This is a genomic window from Flavobacterium sp. I-STPP5a (assembly GCF_009764685.1).
Taxonomy (GTDB): Bacteria; Bacteroidota; Bacteroidia; order Flavobacteriales; family Flavobacteriaceae; genus Flavobacterium.
Genome location: NZ_VHLM01000008.1, coordinates 1 through 26,289, shown reverse-complemented (window position 1 = coordinate 26,289; position 26,289 = coordinate 1). Strand labels below are relative to the sequence as shown.

Annotated in this window: 23 protein-coding genes; 2 read left to right on the top strand and 21 right to left on the bottom strand. The window is 33.6% G+C overall.

The genetic code is table 11. From position 1 onward, the window contains the following. Positions 1–49: 49 nt before the first annotated feature. Complete coding sequence (locus tag FJV36_RS01450) at positions 50–952, top strand: IS1595 family transposase (protein ID WP_158728025.1); 903 nt, start codon at positions 50–52, stop codon at positions 950–952. Here FJV36_RS01450 and FJV36_RS01445 read toward each other — a convergent pair. The 21 genes from FJV36_RS01445 to FJV36_RS01345 all read right to left on the bottom strand — a co-directional run bounded on the left by FJV36_RS01445 (position 908) and on the right by FJV36_RS01345 (position 25,317). Further along, positions 908–2,011: a glycosyltransferase family 4 protein gene (locus FJV36_RS01445; protein ID WP_158980771.1), complete on the bottom strand. Its 1,104-nt coding sequence runs from the start codon at positions 2,009–2,011 to the stop codon at positions 908–910. The genes FJV36_RS01450 and FJV36_RS01445 overlap by 45 nt on opposite strands. A gap of 13 nt (positions 2,012–2,024) precedes the next feature. Further along, positions 2,025–2,858 (bottom strand): bifunctional 2-polyprenyl-6-hydroxyphenol methylase/3-demethylubiquinol 3-O-methyltransferase UbiG, encoded by an 834-nt coding sequence (locus tag FJV36_RS01440; RefSeq protein WP_158727934.1) that lies wholly within the window; start codon positions 2,856–2,858, stop codon positions 2,025–2,027. 57 nt (positions 2,859–2,915) lie between these two features. Further along, the gene (locus FJV36_RS01435; protein WP_158727933.1) at positions 2,916–3,908 is read right to left on the bottom strand and encodes a glycosyltransferase family 2 protein; all 993 of its coding nucleotides are present in this window, start codon (positions 3,906–3,908) and stop codon (positions 2,916–2,918) included. Continuing rightward, complete coding sequence (locus FJV36_RS01430; protein ID WP_233264529.1) at positions 3,905–5,431, bottom strand: glycosyltransferase family 2 protein; 1,527 nt, start codon at positions 5,429–5,431, stop codon at positions 3,905–3,907. Before FJV36_RS01430 ends, FJV36_RS01435 begins: the two co-directional genes overlap by 4 nt. Positions 5,432–5,452: 21 nt before the next feature. Further along, on the bottom strand, positions 5,453–6,652 hold the full coding sequence (locus FJV36_RS01425; RefSeq protein ID WP_158727931.1) for a glycosyltransferase family 4 protein: 1,200 nt from the start codon (positions 6,650–6,652) through the stop codon (positions 5,453–5,455). Between the two features lie 2 nt (positions 6,653–6,654). Beyond that, positions 6,655–7,530 carry a hypothetical protein gene (locus tag FJV36_RS01420; protein ID WP_158727930.1) on the bottom strand — a complete coding sequence of 292 codons (876 nt, stop codon included), beginning with the start codon at positions 7,528–7,530 and terminating at the stop codon, positions 6,655–6,657. A 236-nt stretch (positions 7,531–7,766) separates the two neighbouring features. After that, entirely contained in the window at positions 7,767–8,153 is a 387-nt protein-coding gene (locus tag FJV36_RS01415) for an endonuclease domain-containing protein (RefSeq protein ID WP_233264528.1), read from the bottom strand. Between the two features lie 1,156 nt (positions 8,154–9,309). Further along, the gene (locus tag FJV36_RS01410) at positions 9,310–10,743 is read right to left on the bottom strand and encodes an MBOAT family protein (RefSeq protein WP_158727929.1); all 1,434 of its coding nucleotides are present in this window, start codon (positions 10,741–10,743) and stop codon (positions 9,310–9,312) included. A gap of 30 nt (positions 10,744–10,773) precedes the next feature. Continuing rightward, positions 10,774–11,865 (bottom strand): glycosyltransferase family 4 protein, encoded by a 1,092-nt coding sequence (locus FJV36_RS01405; protein WP_233264527.1) that lies wholly within the window; start codon positions 11,863–11,865, stop codon positions 10,774–10,776. Beyond that, a complete protein-coding gene (locus FJV36_RS01400; protein WP_158727928.1) occupies positions 11,852–13,255 on the bottom strand; it encodes a hypothetical protein in 1,404 nt (467 codons plus the stop codon). Before FJV36_RS01400 ends, FJV36_RS01405 begins: the two co-directional genes overlap by 14 nt. Positions 13,256–13,298: 43 nt before the next feature. Continuing rightward, positions 13,299–15,026, bottom strand: a complete 1,728-nt coding sequence (gene asnB / locus FJV36_RS01395) for an asparagine synthase (glutamine-hydrolyzing) (protein WP_158727927.1) — start codon at positions 15,024–15,026, stop codon at positions 13,299–13,301. Positions 15,027–15,030: 4 nt separating this feature from the next. After that, positions 15,031–15,723 carry a cytidylyltransferase domain-containing protein gene (locus FJV36_RS01390; RefSeq protein WP_158727926.1) on the bottom strand — a complete coding sequence of 231 codons (693 nt, stop codon included), beginning with the start codon at positions 15,721–15,723 and terminating at the stop codon, positions 15,031–15,033. A 1-nt stretch (position 15,724) separates the two neighbouring features. Further along, positions 15,725–16,885 carry a UDP-N-acetylglucosamine 2-epimerase gene (gene neuC, locus FJV36_RS01385; protein WP_158727925.1) on the bottom strand — a complete coding sequence of 387 codons (1,161 nt, stop codon included), beginning with the start codon at positions 16,883–16,885 and terminating at the stop codon, positions 15,725–15,727. After that, positions 16,882–17,898, bottom strand: a complete 1,017-nt coding sequence (locus FJV36_RS01380) for an N-acetylneuraminate synthase family protein (RefSeq protein WP_158727924.1) — start codon at positions 17,896–17,898, stop codon at positions 16,882–16,884. Before FJV36_RS01380 ends, neuC begins: the two co-directional genes overlap by 4 nt. Positions 17,899–18,335: 437 nt before the next feature. After that, complete coding sequence (locus FJV36_RS01375; RefSeq protein ID WP_233264526.1) at positions 18,336–19,247, bottom strand: glycosyltransferase; 912 nt, start codon at positions 19,245–19,247, stop codon at positions 18,336–18,338. Beyond that, positions 19,244–20,491, bottom strand: a complete 1,248-nt coding sequence (locus tag FJV36_RS01370; protein WP_158727923.1) for a UDP-glycosyltransferase — start codon at positions 20,489–20,491, stop codon at positions 19,244–19,246. The genes FJV36_RS01375 and FJV36_RS01370 overlap by 4 nt, the downstream gene beginning before the upstream one ends. A gap of 1 nt (position 20,492) precedes the next feature. Then, complete coding sequence (gene wecB, locus FJV36_RS01365) at positions 20,493–21,599, bottom strand: non-hydrolyzing UDP-N-acetylglucosamine 2-epimerase (RefSeq protein WP_158727922.1); 1,107 nt, start codon at positions 21,597–21,599, stop codon at positions 20,493–20,495. Next, positions 21,596–22,531, bottom strand: a complete 936-nt coding sequence (locus FJV36_RS01360; protein WP_158727921.1) for a glycosyltransferase family 2 protein — start codon at positions 22,529–22,531, stop codon at positions 21,596–21,598. Before FJV36_RS01360 ends, wecB begins: the two co-directional genes overlap by 4 nt. A gap of 51 nt (positions 22,532–22,582) precedes the next feature. After that, a complete protein-coding gene (locus FJV36_RS01355; protein WP_158727920.1) occupies positions 22,583–23,617 on the bottom strand; it encodes a glycosyltransferase in 1,035 nt (344 codons plus the stop codon). Further along, complete coding sequence (locus tag FJV36_RS01350) at positions 23,602–24,483, bottom strand: alpha-1,2-fucosyltransferase (protein ID WP_158727919.1); 882 nt, start codon at positions 24,481–24,483, stop codon at positions 23,602–23,604. Before FJV36_RS01350 ends, FJV36_RS01355 begins: the two co-directional genes overlap by 16 nt. A gap of 6 nt (positions 24,484–24,489) precedes the next feature. Continuing rightward, complete coding sequence (locus tag FJV36_RS01345; RefSeq protein ID WP_199251026.1) at positions 24,490–25,317, bottom strand: FkbM family methyltransferase; 828 nt, start codon at positions 25,315–25,317, stop codon at positions 24,490–24,492. Between the two features lie 60 nt (positions 25,318–25,377). Between FJV36_RS01345 and FJV36_RS01340 the strand changes: the two genes are divergently transcribed. Continuing rightward, complete coding sequence (locus FJV36_RS01340; protein WP_158728025.1) at positions 25,378–26,280, top strand: IS1595 family transposase; 903 nt, start codon at positions 25,378–25,380, stop codon at positions 26,278–26,280. Positions 26,281–26,289: the final 9 nt, after the last annotated feature.

The window sequence follows — 26,289 nt, the reverse complement described above, 5'->3', positions numbered from 1 at the left end:
TAGAGTTACTTACTTAAAAAACACTTATATTTATAGTAAATACAAGGATATGGAAAGTATATTTCAGGGGGAGAATATTTTAGAGTTCATAAAGACATTCCCAGACGACCAAAGTTGCCGTGAATTTATAGCCAATGAGAAGTGGAAAGACGGCTATAGATGTAAACGTTGCGAGAATACGAAGTATGTTTATTTTGAAAAACACAATAAAAGAGAGTGTACCAAATGTAGATATAAAGAGAGTGCAACGGCAGGAACTCTTTTTCATAGAGTTAAATTTGGAATTCAAAAAGCATTTTGTATTGCCTTTGAAATGACTTGTACAACCAAATCAATATCCTCAACTCAAGCGGCAAAACGCTATGGAATAACTCAAAAGACTTCTTGGTTGTTTATGCAAAAAGTAAGACTTGCGATGAAGTCCTCAAAACAGTATCCAATGACAGGAAATGTACAAGTTGATGAATTTGTAGTTGGCGGAAAAGAAACAGGAAAACAAGGTAGAAGTTACGATAGCAAAAAGGCAAAAGTTGCTTGTGCTGTTGAGCTGACAGATGAAGGAAAGATAAAAAGAGGTTATGCAAATGTTATTGATGATTATTCTGCAAAGTCAATAAAACCATTATTTGACGAGCATATAAGTAAAGATGCGAATATTAAAACAGACCAATGGACAGCTTACAAAATAATAGCAAAGAGCTATAACATCGTCCAAGAAAAAAGCGTTCCTGGGAAAAACTTCAAAGAAATGCACACTATTATTCATCAGGTAAAAACTGCAATAAGAACGATTCAATCACACGTCAAAAAGGAACATCTCCAAAAATATTTAGATGAATATTTTTATCGACTGAACAGGTCAATTTACAAAGATTCTATTTTTGATAATATATTCAAACGATTAGTCTCACATCCGCATCAGGGTTGGAAGCAAATCGTAGTCATTAAGTAAGTAACTCGATTTATCTAAATATGTTATTCTTGCATTTCGGCTCATTTGCTCCTGAAGATCGAAATTACTTTCAACTCTACCAAATAATGCAACCATCGATGCAATATTAGAATCAAATTTAAAGCATTCTTTCCCATCTGTTAGGTAATCCGCCAATCCTGTGGTATTCGAAATTAACAGAGGGGTCTGGTTCATTATTGATTCCAAACCAACAGTAGGTAAGTTATCAAATTTTGATGGAATTACGGTAAAATGGCTCTCGTTTAAATAATCATCAATACAATTGTATGTCAATCCACCAAAATATTCTATACCCAAACTATTGTCAACCAATTCTTTGATTTTTGCTGCTTGACTTCCGGTTCCGGCAATTCTCAAAATAACTTTTGAATTCGTAACCTTCATCTTGTATTCTTTATATGCTTCTATTAAATCAATCACTCCCTTTGATGCATCTAGTCTGCCTAAATACGATATAATAATGATATTTTTTGGGAAGTTTTTTTTATTTTCAAATCGATCCACCATGGGATTCAAGACTACAGTACCTTTACGGATGCCATGAAACAAGGCCAAATCCTTTTTGGCCAATTCAGACGGACATATAACTACATCACAGAACAAACTGTAAAAAACTTTTTTTCTAAAAAATAGTAGTCTTTGCTTCAACGTGACTTTTTTCAAATCTGTCAAAAGTTGATCCGTCAAGGTATGATAATAATCAAAAGTTTTTGTTTTTCCGAGGGACAACACTTTTGAACCTAAAATAGTAATATTACTTCCAACAAAATGACCTATTATCACATCCGGTTTGTATTTTAAATGTATTTTACAATACCATAAAAAATCTTTTAATGAAGTTGGCCTTTTCGTAGTTGGCCAAGAACAAACAACAATTTCACCGACACCTTTTGCGATAATCTTCTTTTCTGGGAAATAGGGATGATGGGAAATAAAAACAACCTGATGTCCCAACTCGGCTAGGTAGTTTGCCAAATGATAACTCATTGCAGCAAAAGAAACCTCACTATAATTATGGGTAATGACAATTGTTTTCATTAATTAATGCCTATTATACTTTTGTTGCTTCTAAATAAATTGTAGAGCCATTGTATCTATTACATAAAGATTTAAAAAAATCTATATAAAATTTTTTGCTTTTTATGTCAAGATAAGGAAATATCTTTACCGTAGCTTTACATTCAACAAAATGATTAATTTCAAAAATAGAGCTGATATTTTCTTTGGTGAAAAAATTTAAATGAACTGGTGGTTGATCTTGAAATATGGCGTCTGCGTCTCTTTTTGGATAATTATAAATTTTATTATAATTTGGAGTAGAAAGAATAAGTTTACCGTTTTTATTTAATTTTTTATAAGCCAACTCAAGAAATAATTTTAAATCCTGCAAATGCTCTAGTACCTCCCATAGCATAATTACGTCAAAAGATTGTTCTATAGTTTCAATAGCAGTAAAATCAGCATTAATAGTATTAAGTTTTAAAAATTGAGATTTTTGATACGCTTCTTTATCGATTTCAATACCCAAATATTTAATTTTTTCATTCTTCTTGCGAATGTAAGAGCCAATTAAACCGATACCACTCCCTATTTCAAGAACAGATTTACATTTCTCATTTAAAACATGTTTTTTTAAAAGTCTTGACCGATGATAACCAACTTTAATTTCTTTATTTTCTAAAAGCATAGTGTACTCTACTACAGCATGCTTTCGGTAAATCGCATTCTCTTTATTATACAACTTATCATAAACTGCAATAAACTGATCTTGAGAGTAAATCTTTAAACAGAAGATCAGCTTGCAATTATAACATTGTGCTAGATTAAACTTTTTGTTTATAAGCTTTATTTCACCTTTACAAATTTTACATTCTTTATATTCCATAATATTATTTAAATATAAATATTTATCTCTACAATTATTTCACGATTTTTATATGATTCAATACGGCCTTTTAAACCACAAACTCCACCACCCCACTGTCCTGCCTATTGCTTCGGTCAAAGCTTCTTTTTTACTACTACTGGTTAACGTATTACTAAACCGAATACCGGTCAAAAGCAAAGTAATAGTATGCCATTTTAGTTGATGTATAAAGGTTGGCTTAGGATTTTTAGTCCTCCAAACATACCAACCATTTCGCACAACCATTTTGCCGTATTTATAGGAATTGGGTCTTCCGGATGGATGATGATAGTGATTCAGCTGTACTTTTGTATTGATGACATTTTTGCCAAACTGTAAAGCACGAATACTAAAATCCGCATCTTCATACAAGCCATACCCTTCAAAATAAGTGGAAAACCGTAAGGAATCAAAAACTCTTTTTCGAAAAGCGAATGACATACCAACTAACAAGTCTACTTCATAAATGCGCCCTGTCAGAGGAAATCCGCAGGTTTTACCATGGGAGTACTCCGGTATTCTTCCTGGACCAACATTGGAATTCAATCCCAAATAATTACGCACTACATTGCGCTGTCCTTCTTTATAAACAAATCCCTCAAACTGAAAATAACGATTTGCATCGTATTCTTTATCGGGTACTGTTATGCTCCACCGATTCTCATTAACCGCAACACCGCCAACACCCGAAATAGTTTCATCAGCAGCGAAGGTATTGATCAATTCCTCAAAATAAGTGGGAGACAATTTAGTATCATCATCCAAAAAAGCAACAATGTCACTGCTGGAAGCCACTTGATCTAATCCAAAATTCCTCTGTTTTGTTAAACCGCGATGTTGTGGTGGAACGGAGTAATAATTTAAATGATCAAATTGATTATCACTTAAAATTAACTCCGTGTTCTGATTCGTCGAGCCATCGATCACTAGAATTTCATCTGGATACTTTGTTTGCTCTTTTACAGAGTTTAATAGCAGTACTAGAGGCTCAGCACGCAGGTATGTGCAGATAATTAATGAAAATTTCATGAATCTATTTTTAATTGATTAGCCCAAAAAATACTTTGTTTCCATTGCTTATTAAAAACTACGAAATATTGAAAAGGATTTTTAATCTTTTGATGTTTGTAAAACTTAAAAAACAAAATGGTTTTGTACCCTAAAATTTGTTGTTTAGTGTTATGCATCATCAAATACAACATCACTGTAGGCGAAGGTTTTGGCTGAATGACTTCATCTTGCCACTTCAATATTGGTTTCGTTCTAAATCCCCCAACTGGCGCTTTTAAATGCAATATTGAAGGTTCGGGCAAAAATAACACATCGTTTCCTTGATTTCTCAATTGCATCCCAAAATCGCTATCTTCCCCATAACCATATTCATAACCTAGATTAAAACTGCAGTCTTTTAAAATGTCATTGGCAACAATACTACAACCAGAACCGAAACTTACCCATTGAAAAACATTATTAAAGGTGGGCTTTTCGTTTTTCTGCAAACAACAGAATGAAACTGCTTTTTCTCCAAATTTTTTAATATGCTTAAAACTTTTTTCTAAAAAATCTCCACTAATTCTGATATCATCATCCGCTAAAAAAACCCATTCACTTCTAGTTTGAGTCAAAGCCAAATTTCTGGCATTACAAGCTCCTGCCTGATGCGTAAATACATGTTGTATTTCAAATGGCCACTTGTCAGTTGCTAAATAATCCAATTCACTTTTACTAAATGGTTCTGGATTTTGTTCCACAATAATAATTCTCTGAGGTAAAAGACTTTGCTTTGAAAAATCTTTTAACACATCATACAAATAGGCTTTTCTGCCAATTGTCGGAATTATAACATCTATAGTTCCTTTATCTATAATTGCCCTTGATGATTGAACGACTATATCATCTATATTTATTTTATTATTAAATCTTCTTTTATAAAAAAATGCAGAAATAAAAGGATACAACAAAATTTTACGTTCATATAAAAGTAAATTCAACGCTAACAAAAACACCCATCTCGTTTTATAATGTTGCTTTACAAAACGAAAAAGTGTAAAACTGGGTGCTTTAACAAGTGAATCAATTATTTCTGCCGACTTCAAAAGCTGTGGTTCAGAATAGCACAACAAACCTAACGGTAGACATAATTTAGCCAGTGAATGCAGATAATAATCTAAATCGAGCTCACAAACTATTTTATCACTAATTGCATTCAAAACCGACGCATGAATAACCCCAACATAACTACTCATCTGCCAAGTAGGATAGGATACCTTTTTATTAACGTTAATAAATAAAGATTCCTCTATATATCCGATAGAATGATCAAAAAAATTATTTGATTTCGGTCTAAACGAAAGCATCATTTTATTATGATGAAAAAGTGTACTAATCTTTTCAAGAGCAAGATGCTCTTTATAATTGGAATGACACCATACTATTATTTCATCAGGAAACCCAGCTGCTAACTGAATCAAGCCCTCCGAAATTGTACCTGTACAATCAAATTTAATTTTTTGATTATCCTTGCTTACTATATCAGTAATTTTATTCCCCAAATGATATACTACAATCAAAGGTTAGTGTATTAAAGATTGATAAAAAACTAAACTCTGCTGTGCCACTTTTTGGATGCTAAATTTTTCGCTAACTTTCTTTTTTGCCGCTAATCCAAATTCTTTTTGCAAGTCACCATTTTCCATCAAATGAATAATTGTAGCGGCATAGTGCAAATGATCTTTTGGATGTACTAAAAACCCATTGACACCATCATCAATAACTTCAGGTGCCCATCCAATATTCGAGGCTATTATAGGTTGCTCCAATGCCATTGCTTCAATCCAGGAAACAGGTAAGGCTTCCGCAAAAGTAGGAAATACACAAACCGTCGCTGTGTTAATTTGATTTTTTATTTCATCATACGGCACAGCACCTAAATAAGTTACATTCAGTAATGCAGCTGGAGAAAATAGGCCTTGCATCATCTGCCAGGTAGAAGAATGACCCGAAATAATATCTGGAACATCTTTTCCTACCAAAATTAATTTCGCCTCTGGCTTTTTAGCGACCACCGCATTAAAAATAAGTGGCAGTTCCAACAATCCTTTCTTCCGAATTAAACTCCCAAAATACAGTATGGTATTATCATTGTTATGGCCACGGTCCTTATTGCTATTGTCATTGCTATTGCCATTGCTATTGGTACTCTTACTGCTATTGCCATTACTAAAGACATTCATATCAATACAATTCGGAATAATAGTAAATTTCTTCTTTAAACCAAATACCTCATTTGTGGAATCAGCGGTAAACTGACTCACAGAAAGCAACCCATCAGCATTATTCAAAGCTCTTTTTTCATGAAATCGATTTACCCATTTTACGGGACGATTATCCAAATGACAAAAATAAGTGTCTGAGCCATTTAATCGTATCACAACCGGGCATTTTTTAGGGGATATAAAGGACGTAATTCCCGTCCAATCTGGCGCTTCTATCAAATCAATTTCTTTATCCCTGTCTAAAGTATTAATAATATTCTCCAGTTTTTTTCGGGTTAAATACCACGACAAACCCTTAAATTTTACATTTCTAATTTGTTGAATACAAATACCGTTATCATAAAAAACACTCTCTTCTTTTTGGGCATATACTAAAACACGAACAGAACACCCTTCTGCCAAAAGTCCCATCGCCAGATTTTTGATACTGGTACCTATTCCTCCTGAACTTCCTGTTTTTGGATGAGGATATTCCGGCGTTAAAAAAGCTATTTTCATGGTTATTTAGAAAAAAAATCTTTGATAATTATACTGGTAAACTTTCGCGCTCCCGCATCATTAAGATGCCCGCAGGAAGAAAAATACTGATCTCCCTCTACTGCTTTTTCATAATTATGAATTTCAGGATAAAGCTGTTTCACTTTTTCAAAATAATTCAATCCTTTGGTATTACTGCACATCGGCGTCATTACTGCAATTAAATTGATCCTATTATCCCTGCAAAGTTGTTTGATTTCTTCATAATATTTATTGCGCAACGGTTTTAAATTGCTAATGTTATTTTTCATGTTCCCCTTTTCTTCACTTAATGGATAATAACCCATATTCAGTAAATGGTTTGTCTTTTTATGAATGGCATTAAAAAACATCTCCCTAAAACCAATCTTAGAATCAAAAGCAACATACCTATAAAAAGGCACATAGTACAACTCATTAAAATCTTGCTCTTTAGAAAAATGATCGCGAATAGTTTTAGAATGATGAACAAAGGGAAGAAAACGGGAAGAAACACCATCATCTCGCTTCTCATTCGACAAGTTCAAATCGGTCTCCAATATCACATTCTTTATCGTATACTTTCGTTCCACCATAAGTTTTAAGAGCAATGAAGCTTCAAATAAATGACCACCGCTCATACCGAAATTAAAGGTTTTTAACCCTTTTTCGGCAAACATAGGAGCTACAAAATGATTATTGGCTCTGGAAGAACCTAAAACAACCACATCGTAATCGTGCGCTACTGAGTTGTAAACATAATCAATTTTCCCTCTATTCGAAGACTGTAAGTAAACAGATGTATACAAAAAATCCAATACTACCAATAGTAAAAATAGTAGTACGAGAGTTTTGACCGTAAAAATTAAAAACTGCTTCATTGTTGTTTTATTCTGTTTTATAATTATAAATTTTTCAAACTATTATGCATCACTTAGCCCTAATAAAATATTTTAAATTTTCGTTCAATTTATTATTGGCGTAAAACGGAAATTAATCACTTCAACTTCTTTTCCCTGCCCCATACCTAAAGGGTGGAAAAGCAAGAGTACGTCCTATTTTTCAAGAGCGTTCTAAATTTTCGCTTCCTTTACAGTCAGGGCAAAACGAAAATCAATCACTTCCTAATAAAACCTCTTATTACATCAAGAACTTTAGGCAGCTGCACTAGTACTTCCTCATTTGTGAATCGAATTACTTTCAATCCTTGAAACTCGATATTCTTCGTTCTTTCTTCATCTAATAGCTGCTGTTCTTCAGTCAGATGATATCCTCCATCAAGCTCAATTACCAACTTTAGGGCATGACAATAAAAATCAGCAATATAAATACTTAGCGGATGCTGCCTCCTGAATTTATAGCCATCAATTTGATTATTTTTCAATGCTAACCACAACTGCTCTTCAGCTTCAGTTAAATTTGCTCTTAATTTTTTAGCGTTTGAAAAAATCTGTGGAGATGCACCTTTCCACATATTATCTGACTGAACTGATTTTTTATCCATAAAACAATAATATAGTGTCAATACAAAACAAACTTATTATTTTTAAAACTCGTCCCGTTATCTTCCTTTTTCCTGCCCCGTCCCTAAAGGGTGGAAAAAAGAAAGAGTACTTCCTATTTTTCAAGAGCGCTCTAAATATTCGTTCCGTTTAGGCTCAGGGCAAAACGGAAATTAACCACTTCAACTTCTTTTTCCTGCCCCATCCCTACAGCACGGAAGAAAGAAAGAGTAAATCCTATTTTTCAAGAGCGTTCTAGATTTTCGCTCCCTTTAGGGTCGGGGTAAAACGAAAATCAATCACTTCAACTCCTTTTTCCTGCCCCATCCCGAAAGGTTGGGAAAAAGAAAGAGTAAATCCTATTTTTCAAGAGCGTTCTAAATATTCGTTCCGTTTAGGCTCAGGGCAAAACGAAAATCAATCACTTCAACTTCCTTTTTCCTGCCCCATCCCTAAAGGGTGGGGAAAAGAAAGAGTATTTACTATTATTCAAGAGCGCTCTAAATATTCGTTCCGTTTAGGCTCAGGGCAAAACGGAAATTAACCACTTCAACTTCTTTTTCCTGCCCCATCCCTACAGCACGGAAGAAAGAAAGAGTAAATCCTATTTTTCAAGAGCGTTCTAGATTTTCGCTCCCTTTAGGGTCGGGGTAAAACGAAAATCAATCACTTCAACTCTTTTTTCCTTCCCCATCCCGAAAGGGTGGGGAAAAGAAAAAGTACATCCTATTTTTCAAGAGCGTACTAAATTTTCATTCCCTTTACGGTCAGGGTAAAACGAAAATCAATCACCTCAACTTCTTTTCCTGCCCCATCCCTAAAGGATGGTAAAAAGAAAGAGTATTTCCTACTATTCAAGAACATTCTAGATTTTCGCTCCCTTTAGGGTCGGGGTAAAACGAAAATCAATCACTTCAACTACTTTTTCCTGCCCCATCCCGAAAGGGTGGGGAAAAGAAAGAGTAAATCCTATTTTTCAAGAGCGTTCTAAATATTCGTTCCGTTTAGGCTCAGGGCAAAACGAAAATCAATCACTTCAACTTCCTTTTTCCTGCCCCATCCCTAAAAGGTGGGGAAAAGAAAGAGTACGACCTATTTTTCAAGAGCGTTCTAAATTTTCGCTCGCTTTACGGTCAGGGTAATACGAAAATCCAATCCCTAAAACTGAAAATAAATAAATTCTTTGTAATCGGAATAGGTTCCCAGTGCTACAATCGCAGCAAGGCATAACGTTAATTTCAAATAACTGTATTTCCCGGAAATAGGTTCTACTTGTGTCCGGCTGTTCCATTCCACAATAATAAAAGCCAGTATCAAACAAATGATTTCATAATTATAACGCTCGTTTTCCAAATACTGTGATTCAAAAACCTTATTGGTAAAAATACGACCAATATATTCAAAAGCTTCTGTTATCGATTTTACCCGGAAGAAAATCCAGGCCAAGCAGGTCAATGCAAAGGTACTTATCATACTAAAAAAAACTTTAACGGAGTTCAAATCCCAATACAAGGATACTGTTTCCATATTGGAACGATTCCGTTTCAAAAGCAATAACGGTAAAAAATATAAAGCGTTAATAAAACCCCAGGCAATAAAAGTCCAATTGGCGCCATGCCAAAAACCACTCACTAGAAATATGATAAACGTATTGCGAACTTTCATAGCCGTACCACCACTGCTACCTCCCAACGGAATATATAAATAATCTCGAAACCAAGACGACAAGGAAATATGCCACCGACGCCAAAACTCGGCAATATCACGAGAGAAATAGGGGTAATTAAAGTTGCGTAGCAAATCAATCCCAAAGAGTTTGGACATTCCCAAGGCCATATCTGAATAGCCGGAGAAATCTCCATAAATTTGAAAAGCAAAATAAATCGCTCCAAGAAGGAGTGACAAAGAGTTCATCGATTCATAATTGTCAAAAATCGCATTGGCATAAGTCGAACAAGTATCGGCAATGACCACTTTCTTGACCAATCCCCAGACAAACTGAAAGATTCCTTCCTTGGCTTTTTGATAGTCAAAACTGCGCTTCACTTTTACCTGTGGCAATAAATGGGTCGCCCTTTCTATGGGACCCGCAACGAGCAATGGAAAATAACTCACAAACAAAGAGTAATCGACAAAGTTGTATTCTGCCTTAATTCTTCTTAAATAAATATCGATGACGTATGATAACCCGTGAAACGTATAAAAAGAAATACCCACCGGAAGAATGACATATAGTAACAACGGACTTGTTTGCAGTCCAAAACCATTCAATAATTGAGAAAAAGAATCTGCAAAAAAATTATAGTATTTAAAAATTCCTAAGAAACCTAGATTAACACTAATACTCAACCAGAACCAAAATTTCCGTCCGACTGCTGTCTTAGCCTTTTCAATTTGAATACCAGTGTAATAATCTAAAAAAGTAGAGAAAACAAGCAAGAACAAAAAACGCCAATCCCAACAGGAATAAAAATAATAGCTTGCAATAATGAGCACTGCATTTTGAGTGCTTTTGGTTCTATGAAAGACAAACCAATACAACACAAATACAATAGGCAAAAAAATGGCAAAGGAAAATGAATTAAAAAACATAAGTATTGAAACAGATTTGACGGTGTAAAATTAAGATTTATTCGGTAATACCAATGCCAAATGATGATCAACCATTGCAGTCAGTGAAAAACATTCTTCAATAAGCGTTTTCGTATTTGTTTCAATTTTTTTATGGCCCAAATACAAGGCTTCAAGTATATCTTTTAGAGCAAAAATATCTTTTGCCTTATAAATATATCCATTTTTACCAGAAACAATTACCTCTTCATTCCCCCCAACATTAGTGGTTATTACTGGTACATTAGCTGCTAAACTTTCTAATATCGACAAACTGAAACACTCCATGTGGGTGGGTTGCAGCATATAATCATAATTCGAAAACAAGGCTTTCAGGTTAGGACTGCTACCCATAAAATTAAAACAAGAAACCACATTATACTGTTTCATCTTTTGAATTAAAATACTTTTATAGGGACCGTCCCCGTACAGATCAATTTTGACCGCCTTCTTTATTTCGGCAGGGAGCAGTGCAACAGCAGCAATTAAATCCTGAATCCCTTTGGATTCGCGTAAATGAGATGCAGTCAAAAAGGTGGGATGTACTGTATTTCTATCCATTCGTTGTAAAATATCCTCAAATACAACCCCATTATAAATCGTGAGCGTCTTCTTCTTTACAACAGAACCAAAGTCACGTATAATTTCCGATTTAGTATAATCAGAAACGCCTACAAAAACCTCAATATATCTAGAAAACAAAATCCCTTTAATTCTTTTCTCGATTCTCTTTTTTAATGGATAGCCAGAAAGTGGTCTTGGATTGTGGTCTATGGTAATTATTTTAGCGGTGCTGAACTGCTTTATTTTATAAAAAAAAGGAGTACATAATTCGATAAAGTGGGTAATGATATGCGTATATTTATTTTTTTTGGTTTTGCAGAAATTAAGAAAATAATTTTCTACCGATTCGTACCTACTGTCAAAAATAGTTAAAGCATCGTATGCTCCATGATCAGATTGATTCGGAAAAAACCAATGCACCTCAATACCATTTGCTTTACATTCGCTATCAAACTTCCAAAAGAAATAGTCCATACCGCCTACTCGTTCGGGTAAAAGTTCATAATTACAAAGCACAGCTATTCTCTTAGGTTCTATCATCCCATTTTGATAAAGTAGCGGCAATACGCTTACTGGTTCCTACTAAATCCTCACTTATTTGCAATTCAATCAAGGATTTTCTTTCTTTGGTTCTTGCATTAGGATGGGCTAAAGCCTCCCGTATTTGATCAATTAGTTCTATTTGATTTTTGGCGATGGTCACGGATTGGCTGTCGACTACTTTTTTGAAATGATCATATCCTAAAAACCGTTGGTCATCATACAACCCATTTTCAGGGTTCCCAAAAACAGTATTAATTACTGGTTTATCGAATAACATAAAATCCAAACTCATCGTAGAACACATATTAATATTCAAATCAACATATTCCAATAAAGAACGTAAATCTTTAATATCCTCTTCACTAGGAATGCGTTGCGACCAGCTTTCCGCATGATTCTCCCGCGTGAGAATCCATTTGGGGCTATTCCAGATAATCTCGGGAAAATCTTTTTTTATCATTGCAAATCGCTCCGGACCTTCTGCTGGCGAAGTACGCACTAAAAACTGACAAGGGAATCCCATTTTATTTTCACGTAGGGCATCGGCAATAGTACGAATTATAACGGGGTCATTGGCTCCAATGCTGGCATCAGCACAACTGAAACATATTATTTTTTGCTTGTCCTGTAATGCAAACTTAGTATAAAAATCCTGCTTTTCGGTTTTGTATTTTTCCATAACATAGGGTTCAAATTGAGGGGTCCCAACAACCCTTACCAGTTCCTCTTTTACATTAGGATAGAAATACAACAACTCCTTTTTCATTAAATCACTCCAAACCAAAAAATAATCAAAAGTCCCTAACATCCTTCCTTTCGAGGCTAAATTATCCCAACTGAAAATAAAACTGCTGACAGGTATTTTAGATTTAAGCGCCGCATATAAAAATGGAGCTAAATATGGTGGTCTTTGATGGGTAAAAAAAACATGAGTCGGTTGGTCTTCTTTGAGCAATTGAAGATAATTTTTGGTAATCTTATGTTTAGAAAAAGACAAAAACTGTAGCTTTTCCGCAAACAAAATACTGGCCGAAGAATGAACGGCTTGGGTAAACAAATAAATGCTTTTGACTAAAAGCGATCGGGCAGAGTTGGTTTTGGGATACCCAGAATGCAAGTTGTCTTTCATTCCATAAAAAGACTTAAATTGCTGTAAATGCGCTAGCTCTTTCCATTTTCTAAAGAACCAGGTCCATTTCCCCTCTACAAAAACATCCAATTCCTTTATAGTAACCCCCGATGGCAAAACAGCAGAATATGCACTAATAGGCAAGCCCGAATAGATAATAATAGTATCAAATTGGAGTCTGGCTTCGGTTAAGAAATCACTCATAACAAAATTCCGAAATCCAACACCATCTGTGATGACTATACCTAGTTTTTTCATTAAATTATTCTTATATATTTAATCAACAAATTTCGTTTATTAATTATTGATAACGAATTAGTGGCTCATATTTTATTCCAATTATCATTTCAAACAAACTAATACACTGCCAAATATGAAAACTGGATTTCATATTTCCTTCAAAATAGTGTTCTAGTTCTTTTTGCAATTCTTCAAGATCAAACCATTTTGAATATTTTGAATTTTCAAGAGACATAAAACATTGACTCACCCATTCTTTCAAATCTTCTGCCAGCCATTCCCGTTGTGGAGTCTGCAAAGCTCTCTTGGGAGCAAAAGCCAAATCATTCGCCAAATATTCCGCAGCTATTTCCCGCAACATAAATTTAGTCACACCGTTTTTTATTTTAAAAGACAATGGCAATGAAAAAGCAAATTCTACCAATCTATAATCTAAAAAAGGTTCTCGTAACTCTGTGGAGTACATCATCGAAATTCGATCATTAAATCTTAAAGCACGTGGGATTTTAGTATAAACTAAATCTCGGTATTGTTTATTTAAAACTGCATCTAAAAAGGGTTTGGCATAGTGCGGTTTAACAGCTTTCTCCTGTAAATAATTCGAAAGCATATCCCTTTTGAATGGCGAATCTGAAACCCCTTGAATGGTGGAATCATTTTCTTGAGTATAATAATCATAACCTGCCCATTGCTCGTCCATACCCTGTCCATCGAGCAATACTAATACATTATCTTTTCTGGCTTGCTCAAATAATTTAGCGTAAGCCAATGTTGGAATTCCGCCATAAGGCTCATCCTGTTGCCGTTCCATTTTTTGTGCAAAATCAGGAACTGTTTCTGCTTTTAGCAATACTTTCGTTAGAGGATTTTGAGTTTTGGCAATCATCATTTCCACCCATGGTAACTCGTCATACTCTGGATTGTCCGTATAAAAAGTGTAAGCACTTACATTATTATTAATATTATTAACTAGAGCCAGTAAAATAGAACTATCTAACCCCCCACTAATATTGAAACCAACTGTAACGTCTGCTCGAAATCGTAATTTAATACTATCTTTCAAAAGTATTAAATAATGATCCTTAGCCTGTTCATAGGTTAAATTTTTAGGTTGTTTGTCTATTGCTGATTCAAAAGAATACCATTTTTTCAGGGTTAATTCCTGGTTTTGAAACTCTAAAAAATGACCTCCGGGTAGTTGCTGTATCTCATCCCAAAAAGTTTCATCGGGATTACCATAAGAGCCATAAACAAAATAAGAAGCCCATACTTTCTCATTTGGAATTTTTGAAATTCCTGCAGCGTGAATTGCTTTTATTTCGGATGAAAAATAAAAAGAATCCTTTTCTTTACTGTAAAAAAAAGGTTTGACCCCAAAGCGGTCTCTGGCTGCAAATAGCTTTTTATCTTGATTATCCCAAATCGCAAAAGAAAACATACCGTTCAATTTTTGCAGACATTGCTTTCCATAGATTATAAATGCCGCTAGTAAAACTTCGGTATCGGATTCCGTTTTAAAAGCATAATGTTCTTTCAATTCAGCCTTAAGCTCTATATAATTATAGATTTCACCATTAAAAACCAGAACATACCGACCATCAGGATCCAAAAAAGGCTGATTGGATGTTGCAGACAAATCAATAATAGCCAATCGATTATGTCCTAAGGCAGCAAAATTTTTATCAATATAGTTACCTGTGGCATCAGGTCCACGATGGTGCTGACTCAACAGCATGGCATCCAACTGACGAGGTTCGAAAACTCCAATTATTCCTGCTATCCCACACATACTTTTAAAGTGCTTGTATCATTTTCTCTGCTTTTTCCCAATCTTGTAGGGTATCTATATTAATATAAAACTCAGGAGGGAATTCAATAAATGTAATTTTTTTTCCATACAAAGAATGCTCATGCAAAAGCACTTCAGTTTTAGTAATATAAATACTTCCATCTCTGTGATAAGCTATTGGAAGTTCTTGCCTGCGACCTATGATTTTTTCTTCGCCTGTGGTAATTTTTAAGTTCCCCTTTGAATTAACTTCAAAAGTCCAATGGGGATTGTATTCATGAGGTACTTTTTGAACAGAAACTAGAGAATCACAATTGCTTGCAATGAATTTTTGAATAGCATCATCTAAAAGTGCAACAGTTCTGAAAGGACTTGTCACTTGAAGTACACACACAGCATCAAAAGAGATATCTTGTTTGTCATACCATTCTAAAGCATGGATAATAACATCTATAGTCGGTGTTGTATCTTGAGCTAATTCCTCCGGCCTTATAAATGGGACTTGAATTCCCAACTGTTTAGCTACTTCTATAATTTGAAAATCATCACTCGACAAAATTACATCAGTCAAATATGTTGATTGCAGTGCAATTTCAGAAGTGTAAGCAAGTAGAGGTTTTCCGTTCAATATTTTAATATTTTTAAACGGAACTCCTTTAGAACCTCCTCGAGCAGGAATTATAGCTAAAATTCGCATCTTAGTACATGATTGTCTTATGAAACTGTAAAGGCAGTTTTTGTAATAAGTCAGCTATTTGTACTCCCGCTTTCCCATTGCCATAAATAGCGGATGAAACTGATTTGCCTTTTTCTATGGATTCTAAAATAGCCGATTCAATACATTCTTGCGAATACAAAACATCAATACTATTACCTCCCCTTTCTCTCTTATTTTGACGGGTACCAATATTAACAACAGGAACCCCTAAAAAAGCACATTCTCGAATACCTACGCTTGAATTTCCAATTAAACAAGAACTGTGCCTCAACAACTGTAAAAAATCTTTTCCTTCCATATTTTTAAAGAAATGCACATTGGGTAATTGATGCTGCTCTCTAAAAGCGCGAATTCCGCTAGAAGTGCCATCAGCTCCTGCATCTACATTCGGCCAGAACCATAAAGTAGGTTTATTCAATTTATAAACTGCTTCAAGTGTAGCTTCAATATGTTTTCGGGAATCTTGATATTCAGTAGTTACAGGATGTTGCATCACCACCAAATAACCATTCAATAAATCCGGTTGAGCACCTACACCTCCATATTTTTCATACGGATCAAAAGGAAGGACTTCACTATCCAGAACCTCATCGGCTAAATCGATAGATGGACATCCAGTGTTAAAAACTATCTCTGGATCTTCCCCTAATTTGATAACTCTTTCTTTAGCATTTTCAGATGCGACAAAATGATAATCCGCCAATTTAGTTATAGCATGACGCACCTTTTCATCAATATTACCGGTTACCTCACCTCCTTGAATGTGGGCTAAAGGTATATTCATATACGAAGCCGCAATTGCAGTGGCCATCGTTTCAAAGCGATCTGCAACTGTCACAACGATATCTGGTTTTAGATTGTCAAAAACAGTAGACAATTCCAAGATACCAATGCCGGTTGTTTTGGCAGCGGCAGTCAAATTCTCTCCTTCCAAAACATTAAATACTTTGGCTGCAATAGTAAAACCATCTTTCTCAATATAATTGACAGCTGATCCATATCGATCTAGTAAAGCTGAAGCAGCCACTATCAATTGCAATTCTAAATTAGGATGATGCTGAATAGCGGTCAAAACTGTTTTTACACGGCTGTAAGAAGGTCGCGCAGTAACTACTACGGCTATTTTTCGCTTGACACTCATAATAAATCGTCTTCATTTAAAAAATCCCACTGCTCTTTGTTAGATTTAAGCTTCTTACCAATAACACTTTGGTATGAACTGGCCGAAATCCCATAGTTTTTTGGCTTCTTAGCTTCTAAATCATCGAAAGTAAGTATATGACTTTTAGGTAGTTTTTTATTAATAGCTAATGATTTTTCAAAAATCTGTTTCAAAGTCACAAAGGCTTCATTATTATTTTTAACAATCGGATGTGCTAAAGCGATTGCTATATTTTGAATAGCTGGAACCAATTGTTTAGCTTCGCTTATGGTCAAAGAAGCTTTGGCATCAGGACCAAAAAGTTGTCGGTCAAAAACAACATGAAATTCCAAAATACTGGCACCCAACGTTGCTGCAGCAATACAAGTTTCCATTTTAGCGGAATGATCCGAAAAACCAACTGGAACATTGTACCTGTTTTTTAATTCTTGAATCACATTCAATCCATAGTATTCAGGCTTAGTAGGATAGGCAGTAGTGCATTGCAAAATAGAAAAATCTACATTTCGGCCGCTCAAAAAGGTTACCGTTTGATCTAATTCTGTATATGAACTCATCCCGGAGGATAAAATTAAAGGTTTCCCTGTCTGTGCAATTTTTTCTAAAATTAAGAAGTTATTAACCTCTCCTGAACCGATTTTATAACAATCAACTCCAATTTCTTCTAACCAATCGACCGCTAAATTACTAAAAGGAGAACAAATAAAATCAAGTCCTGCACGATCACAATATTGCTTGATGTCTTTCCATTGTTCCAACGTAAAACTGATCCTTTTCCAATAATCATATCGGGTTTTGTCTTCCAATGAGAACTGTACTCGGAAAGGTTCATGCTCACTACTTTCTGCTTCAGCAATATGCATTTGAAATTTAACAGCATCAACTCCTATTTGGGCAATTGCATCGATATAGGAATATAAAATACCCAAACTGCCATCATGCGCTTGACCAATCTCGGCTATAAGATAGGGTAAAGATTTTTTTAAAACCATATTTTAATGAAGTTTAGGATTTTAACTTCTTGAAACAAAAATAGTTTTTTTTTATGGTTTGGAGAAGCTTAATTCGTATGGTTTTTAAAAAAAATAAGACTATAAACTAATATAAACAGCACTGAAAAACACTGCGTAATAAAAGTATCGTAGTTAAAAAAAAATGGACCACTAACTGCTTAACCCAAAATCTCACTTTCTATAAACAATCAAACCAACAAAATCCCACTAACGCAACTCCACTTTAGGATTGGCTTATTACTCCTTCCAAGCTAACCCAAATAATCAAAATAAATATAAGAAGCTCAAAAACACGAAATCCTACTTCCTAACTCACCTCTGGAGAATTAGTGTGCTGATGTAAATAGGTTAAATCTTAAACTCTTCCCTATATTTCTTGACAAATTGAATCCAATTAAATCTACAAATACTAAAATTTATTTATTATCTGGTTTCCAATACAATTTTGTATCCTTTAATTTTTGATATATAGTATACTCCTTTAAAGTTAATCGATTAGCATTTTTCAAAATTTTTGGAATAGCAAAACTTAAATCTAGCAAAGCCAAACTCAAAGCATAAAATGCTTTAAAATCACCCTTAAAGACTTTTAATTTCAATTGCATCCATATACTATAACCGATTTTTCTAGGAATTATTTGCAGGGGGTAAAATAAAAAAAATAAATACCAGCCAGCCCGCAAAGCCCGACGTAAGCGTAGTGCATAATCAGTATTATTTTTTCGAGACTTTATATCTACTCTATGATTAACTAAAACTTTAGGGAAATAATGAATTTCAATATTCTTTTTAAATAATTGAAAAGAAGTAAAATCCTCTTCCCCATAGAAAATAAACCAATCAGGATAGTTTGGAATTTCATGCCAAGATCTCATTCGGAATACATGTGCACCTCCCGCAAAGCTTTTCATTCTATGAGATTGTTCTAGAGAAAATACATCTTGAGGTTGCGATATTCCCCAGAAAATCCTAAAACTCAAAACACCAACTTTAGGATTTTTATCAAAAAAAGCATAAATACTCTCTAACGGATTTTCAGTAATGAAATGTAAATCATCATCAATTGAAATGGCATAATCTGTAGTTACTAACTGCATAAGTCGATTTCTGCTATATATTAAACCTTCGCTTTTCAAGTTTTGAATAAATTTAATATGTGGATATTGAGGTTGTAAAAAAGGGATAGTACCATCTGTTGATCCATCGTCACAAATAATACAGTTCACATCCTCCCGCTGCAAAAGTGTCTGAATTTTTTGTAAAGTAAAAGCCAATTCGGCTTTCCGATTTTTAGTCGTAATAATTATAGTTGTAGTAGCAGTCATCATAATTTCTTATTAACAGCTAATTGAGATAACACTTTCTCCAAATATCCTGCAGAAAGATACTCCTCTAAATCCGGTCTGTTTAGCAATAAATGATCAGGACTTAATTTCCACAAAAGATATAGTTTCTGAATTATCAATGCAATCTTTTCGACATCATCAATCTCGGCCCAATACTCATAATCATCACCTAATAGCCTTCTAGTTTCACTATAATAAGGAGCCAAGGAAAGTATCTTTCTGTTGGCCGCTATGCAATGTGGAAACTTCGCAGGAAGAAACGGACTAATTTCTGACTTAGCTTCCAAGATAATATTAACCGAAACAGTATGCTGTAAATAATAAACCTCATCAAAAGGAACATGACCATTATAGATATAAATTTGCAAATTGTTTTGATATTCTTCAAGCATCATATTATGGTCAGATGCATTTCCCAACAAAAGTAGTCTTGCATCCATTAATGCATCCGGATTTTTATATAAAAATAATTTGTATCCTTCTATTAATCCTTTAGGGGAACGTTGAGCCATTAGATTTCCTGAATGCAACAAGTTAAACTTAGACACATCAAAATAAGAAGGGAATTTTATATTTTTAATTTTATACTTAGCATTTTGATGCGGAATTACAAACCCTGTTTTGATAAAATTAGGAAAATAAGTCTGCATCCAATCTTTCAGCAATAAACTTGGAAAAGCCGAATATTTTGCCTTTTTAGAAACTTCTAGAAAAAATTGTTCTTTTTGTTTATGACTAGTCTCAATCCAACTATATGGTTTAGGATAATAATGAATAGGATAAGGATCATGTACATAAGCAATCCATTTAGAATGCAATTCTTGCATTTTCAAAAGTGCATAATGTGGTCTAAAACTAGTCCCCTTACTTAATGTCAATACTAAATCAGGGGCAAAAGTCTGTTTTTGTAATGTCTTTACAATACTATTACAATCATTAAAAAAGGTAAATGAAAACCCAAATATTTCCTCTAAAAAAGGAGCTGGATTGACTTTGAAATTCCGACTTAAAATCCGTTGTATCCGACTTAAAAAATACAGAGGACTATATTTTATTTCAGGAATTGCAAAACAGGAAACTCCTTCCAACGAAATGAACTTTTGGGTATAATGATATACTAAAACATCAAATCCCGCTACTACCAAATTAGTGATGAGCGCCACATTAGCTTTTGAACCACTGCTGTCTTCAATATTAATGGAATCTACTATAACAAGGATTTTCATTTTAATAGTGTTTTAATAAATAATCGGCAATTTTTCGGGAAGCATCACCCGTACCGTAAGGATTAACAGAAGATCCAAATCCCGTGAATCCGTCTAAAAAAGAACAAATGGTGGTGCTGATTTTTTGCTGATTGGTACCTAGCAAAATAGAAAATCCCGCAGCAACACCCTCAGGTCTTTCTGATACCGTTCGGGTAACCAAAACAGGTTTTCCTAAGGATGGAGCTTCTTCTTGAATGCCTCCAGAATCGGTCACAATCAAAAAGGATTGTTGCATCAACCACACAAAAACAGGATAGGAAACCGGTGGAATCAAATAAATATTTTCGGTATGGGACAATTTCTCATATACAATATCTTTCACATTGGGATTCAAATGTACGGGATAAACTATCGTAACATCCTCACGTTCTGAAACTGATAAAAGTGCATCACAAAGATGCTCAAAACCAGCTCCAAAATTTTCTCTGCGATGCCCTGTAACCAGAACCATTTTTTTTTTGGTTGGAATAAGACGCTTCAATCGCTCAATTTCGGGATGCTGATAATGCTCTGTTTCAATTTTTCCAACGGTCAACAATAATGCATCAATAACGGTATTTCCGGTTTCTACGATAGCAGACGGAAGGATGCCTTCATTCAATAAATTTTGAGTTGCTGCCGCAGTAGGGGTAAAATGTATATCTGCTATTCTGCTAGTCAACTGCCGGTTCACCTCCTCCGGAAACGGCGCCTTTTTATTATAGGTCCGTAAACCCGCTTCTATATGTCCTACAGTTATTCCGTTATGAAAGGCGGATAACGCCACCATAGATGAGGTGGTAGTATCTCCGTGTACCAATACCAAATCAGGTTTTGCAACAGCAAATACCCCATCCATCTTTGATAAAATAGTGGCACTTAATCCGTTCAATTTTTGATTTTGTTGCATCAAATCTAAATCAAAATCGGGAACAATGGCAAAAAAGTCCAAAACCTGATCAAGCATTTCTCGATGTTGCGCTGTCACGCACACTTGTACATCGACATTATTTTTTTGTAGCTCATGAAAAAGGGGAGCCATTTTTATGGCTTCAGGACGGGTACCAAAACAAAGAAGAATTTTCATGAATTAGACCTTTTATTAATAATTAGCTTAATTTGATATAGTTTTAACCTAAAAGGAAACGTAGTATAGAAAAATTGCCATCTGAATTTTTCAAATTTAGACAGTCCTAATGTATTCAATAAAGCTTTAAATAAATTAAATTCTTTATAATCTATTGAAATAGAAATAAAATAACGCTTTAAATTATTCGTAAGTAATTTTTTCTCTTTTAAATTGATTACAATTAATAAAAGAGCATTAACATATGAAGCTCTCAGAACTGGATTTTTTTTATTAAACGCTCCCGTATTAGAGTTAGCATGCTTTCTGTTATAGTATAAAACATTATTTATTATAATTCCATTAAATTTTTCAGAAATTAATCTACTGTAACATTCCCATTCCTCAGCATATAAAAGATTTTCATTAAATCTTACTTTTTTAAAACATTTTTTTTTCCATAATACGGTGCACGAAGCCAATCCAATTTTTTGAGTCACAACGTTTTCAAGATCATTCAAAGTAAGATATTGCTTTACTGTGATAGGTTTACTTTCAAAAATGGTTTTTTGACCTTCATAAACTAACTTTTGATAGTGGCAGAAATCAACATTATAGTATTCTAACACCTCTAATCCTTTCTTTAAATTATCAGGATGAACAATATCGTCATCATCAAAAAAAATAATTCTTTCTCCTTTAGCTAAGTCTAACCCGTAATTCCTGCATCCTGGCAAACCTTTCTTATATTTGTTTGTTCGCTGGAAAAAATCAAACCTATTATCCTTCTCTAGAATAAAATTTATTACTTCTTTTGTATTATCTGTTCCACCATCATCGATAATCAAACATTCCCAGTCTCTGAAAGATTGTTTCATTATGGACTCTAAAACTTCTACTATCAAATGTGCTCTGTTGTAGGTTGCCATGATGATGCTTACTGTTGGTTTCATTTACAATTATGCTAACACGAATTAGCTTTTGATTTTGTTAAAATAAATAATTTATATTTTCCAAAACAATATCGACTTAATAAATAATCTTACCTCTTGTTTTGCTGTCAATCTGGCATTCCACTTATATTTAGCATTTAGATATTCAAAATACATTAAAGGAGAGTATCTCTTTTGTTTCGAAAAACATTTTCTTATAACACCTGCTTCCAAATCAATTAAATATTGCTTAAAACCAATTGGTTCAAAAAAACAAGTCATATTAGATTTAATTAATTTTTTTTGTAATTGTTTAAATATTTTTAAATCATTGAAATCTAATATTACATTTTTTTTAAAACTCTTTTTTAAAAATTCGCTCTCATAATGCTCAATTTTTATGTCTAAATGGTTTAATAATTCTAATCTTGTTTTTATTGCGCTTTTTTCCTGATCTTCAGCTCTTTTTCTCGAAACTTGAGTATTATGTATCCTATAATGCAATAAAACATCTTGCAGATTATATAATTTTCCATAAGACAACATTTTGACCCATAGATCATAATCTTCTGCAGGCTCTTTTGAAACATCATAAAGAATTGAAAACTCCTCGATTATTTTTTTTCTAATCATTACTGACGGATGTGCAATACAATTTGTTTTAAGCATAGTCAACTTAATGGCATCATCGCTTTCAGGAATAACGATCTGTTTATTGATTCCTATTATTTTATATGAAGTCCCACATAAAACAACATCAGGATTGGCTTCCATATAAGCAACTTGTTTGGCAAACCGTTCAGGCAAACTTATATCATCTCCGTCCATTCGTGCGATATATTTGCCTTTTGCGAGTTGCAGTCCGTAATTTAAACTATTTGTGTAACCTGAGTTAAATGGCTTTTCTACTAATTTAATTCGAGGGTCATTCATTTTTTTTATAATAGAAACAGTCTGATCCGTTGAAGCATCATCCAGTATCATAACTTCAAAATGCGTGAAACTTTGATTCAAGATGCTAGATACCGCTTCTTGTATATACAATTCGCAATTGTATACTGGCATCAAAACCGTAATTACTGGCGCAATATTTACAAACGTATCCATTGAGGAGGAATTAAATCATTAGTGTTTTTTTCTACTTCTGCATACCATAGCTTTGGAGCTATAACTATTTTATTTGGATTACCGTTGAGCCAAGCAGCCCACCAACTGAATGAACTATTGGCAATAATGTTATGAGTACAGGAACTCATCAAACACATGTCTTTCCAACTGTTCTCGTTTTTATTATGATCTACGAATATTTTTGGATATGGTAAATTTTCAAATTTTTCTTTGACCCAAATATTATCATCGGAAAAGAAAATTAATGTAAAATCTTTGTTTCTCGAAGTTAGTAATGATATAGCTTCTAAATAATATTCTAAACTGCAATTCCCATGAAATTGCTGCGTTAATTTATTAGTAATATAATCACCTCTTCTTATGTGTATTGCGATTGTAGTTTTAGTTTTTAAATGCAAAAGTAACTCTTTATTAGTATTGTTTAAAGTACCAATGGGAAATACAAAAGTTTCTCGAATTAAATCTTCATACCCGATTAAATATTTATAACTTTGAAAATAACCTTTAACGTAAACCGGTGCTTTAATGGACAAAGCATCTGGATGAAAATCGAAAGTGGGTTCATAAAATATTTTTGACTCATAAATACCTAGTTTTCTCCTAATCTTATTTGAAAAAGAAAGTTGAGTTAATGAACCGATATCCGATTGTGATGCTATAAGATAAGAATTATCAAAAATATCGAGTTCAAAATTCCTTGGTGTAAATCCTTGAGTTTTTTTTGTTAAATCAAAAAAATCTTTATCTATTTTAATTGAACTCTTATTTTTTTTGGCTAGGATACTTGCAAAAGCATATTGAAACATTTGGTTACCAAGACCACCTTCAAGTTTAATAACTACCATTTTTATTTATTTTTTCCAAAAACTTTCTTTTACAAATATGGTATTAATATTTGTATCTGCATATAACATATATCCTTTCGAAACTATATATTCTATTAAATCTTTATTTTTTACTCCATTTCCGCTAGTAGAAAAAGAAATTGTTTCAACGCATATTACAATTGGGAAATTCTTATCGAAATCTATTTCTTTAATAATTATTTCATCAACACCTTCAGCATCTATACTTAAAAACTGAGGGAAAACACCGTTTGAAAAATCGTTCAAAACATTTGATAATGTTCTAACATTTATTTTATCAACTCTCTCTATTGTATAATTTCCTTCGTGTGTATATTTCTCAGCTTCTTCTTTTGAAAATGTATTCAATGTTGGTGCAGACATAATATAAAAATCCAATTCACTATTGGAATCACTAACACCTATATTTAGATTCTTATCCCCTTTTCTATGTATTAAAAATTCCGAGAAAAGAGTTGGATCCGGCTCAATATTTACCCCTCTGCTACCATTTTGATAGAATAAAGCGGTATTACTAATATGATAGGGATGATGAGCCCCTATATCTATGTAAGAAGGCTTTTGAATGCCTATGTAATCAAAAATATATTTAACAATCAAATCTTCTCCGCTCTGTGAAAATGAAATTTTCTTATACTTATCATCCACAATAATATTTATTTTTGAAATTAATTTCTGTTTTATTTTACTTAATGTCATTCTCATTTTATTAATTACAATTAATAGGTTTAAAAAAAAAGGAATTTGTAGACTATGGCCTGTATCTCGAATATCCTTAACTGACTTTATTTTATATTTAGCAAATAAATTCATAAAAAAATTAATAGAGTTACTTACTTAAAAAACACTTATATTTATAGTAAATACAAGGATATGGAAAGTATATTTCAGGGGGAGAATATTTTAGAGTTCATAAAGACATTCCCAGACGACCAAAGTTGCCGTGAATTTATAGCCAATGAGAAGTGGAAAGACGGCTATAGATGTAAACGTTGCGAGAATACGAAGTATGTTTATTTTGAAAAACACAATAAAAGAGAGTGTACCAAATGTAGATATAAAGAGAGTGCAACGGCAGGAACTCTTTTTCATAGAGTTAAATTTGGAATTCAAAAAGCATTTTGTATTGCCTTTGAAATGACTTGTACAACCAAATCAATATCCTCAACTCAAGCGGCAAAACGCTATGGAATAACTCAAAAGACTTCTTGGTTGTTTATGCAAAAAGTAAGACTTGCGATGAAGTCCTCAAAACAGTATCCAATGACAGGAAATGTACAAGTTGATGAATTTGTAGTTGGCGGAAAAGAAACAGGAAAACAAGGTAGAAGTTACGATAGCAAAAAGGCAAAAGTTGCTTGTGCTGTTGAGCTGACAGATGAAGGAAAGATAAAAAGAGGTTATGCAAATGTTATTGATGATTATTCTGCAAAGTCAATAAAACCATTATTTGACGAGCATATAAGTAAAGATGCGAATATTAAAACAGACCAATGGACAGCTTACAAAATAATAGCAAAGAGCTATAACATCGTCCAAGAAAAAAGCGTTCCTGGGAAAAACTTCAAAGAAATGCACACTATTATTCATCAGGTAAAAACTGCAATAAGAACGATTCAATCACACGTCAAAAAGGAACATCTCCAAAAATATTTAGATGAATATTTTTATCGACTGAACAGGTCAATTTACAAAGATTCTATTTTTGATAATATATTCAAACGATTAGTCTCACATCCGCATCAGGGTTGGAAGCAAATCGTAGTCATTAAGTAAGTAACTCGA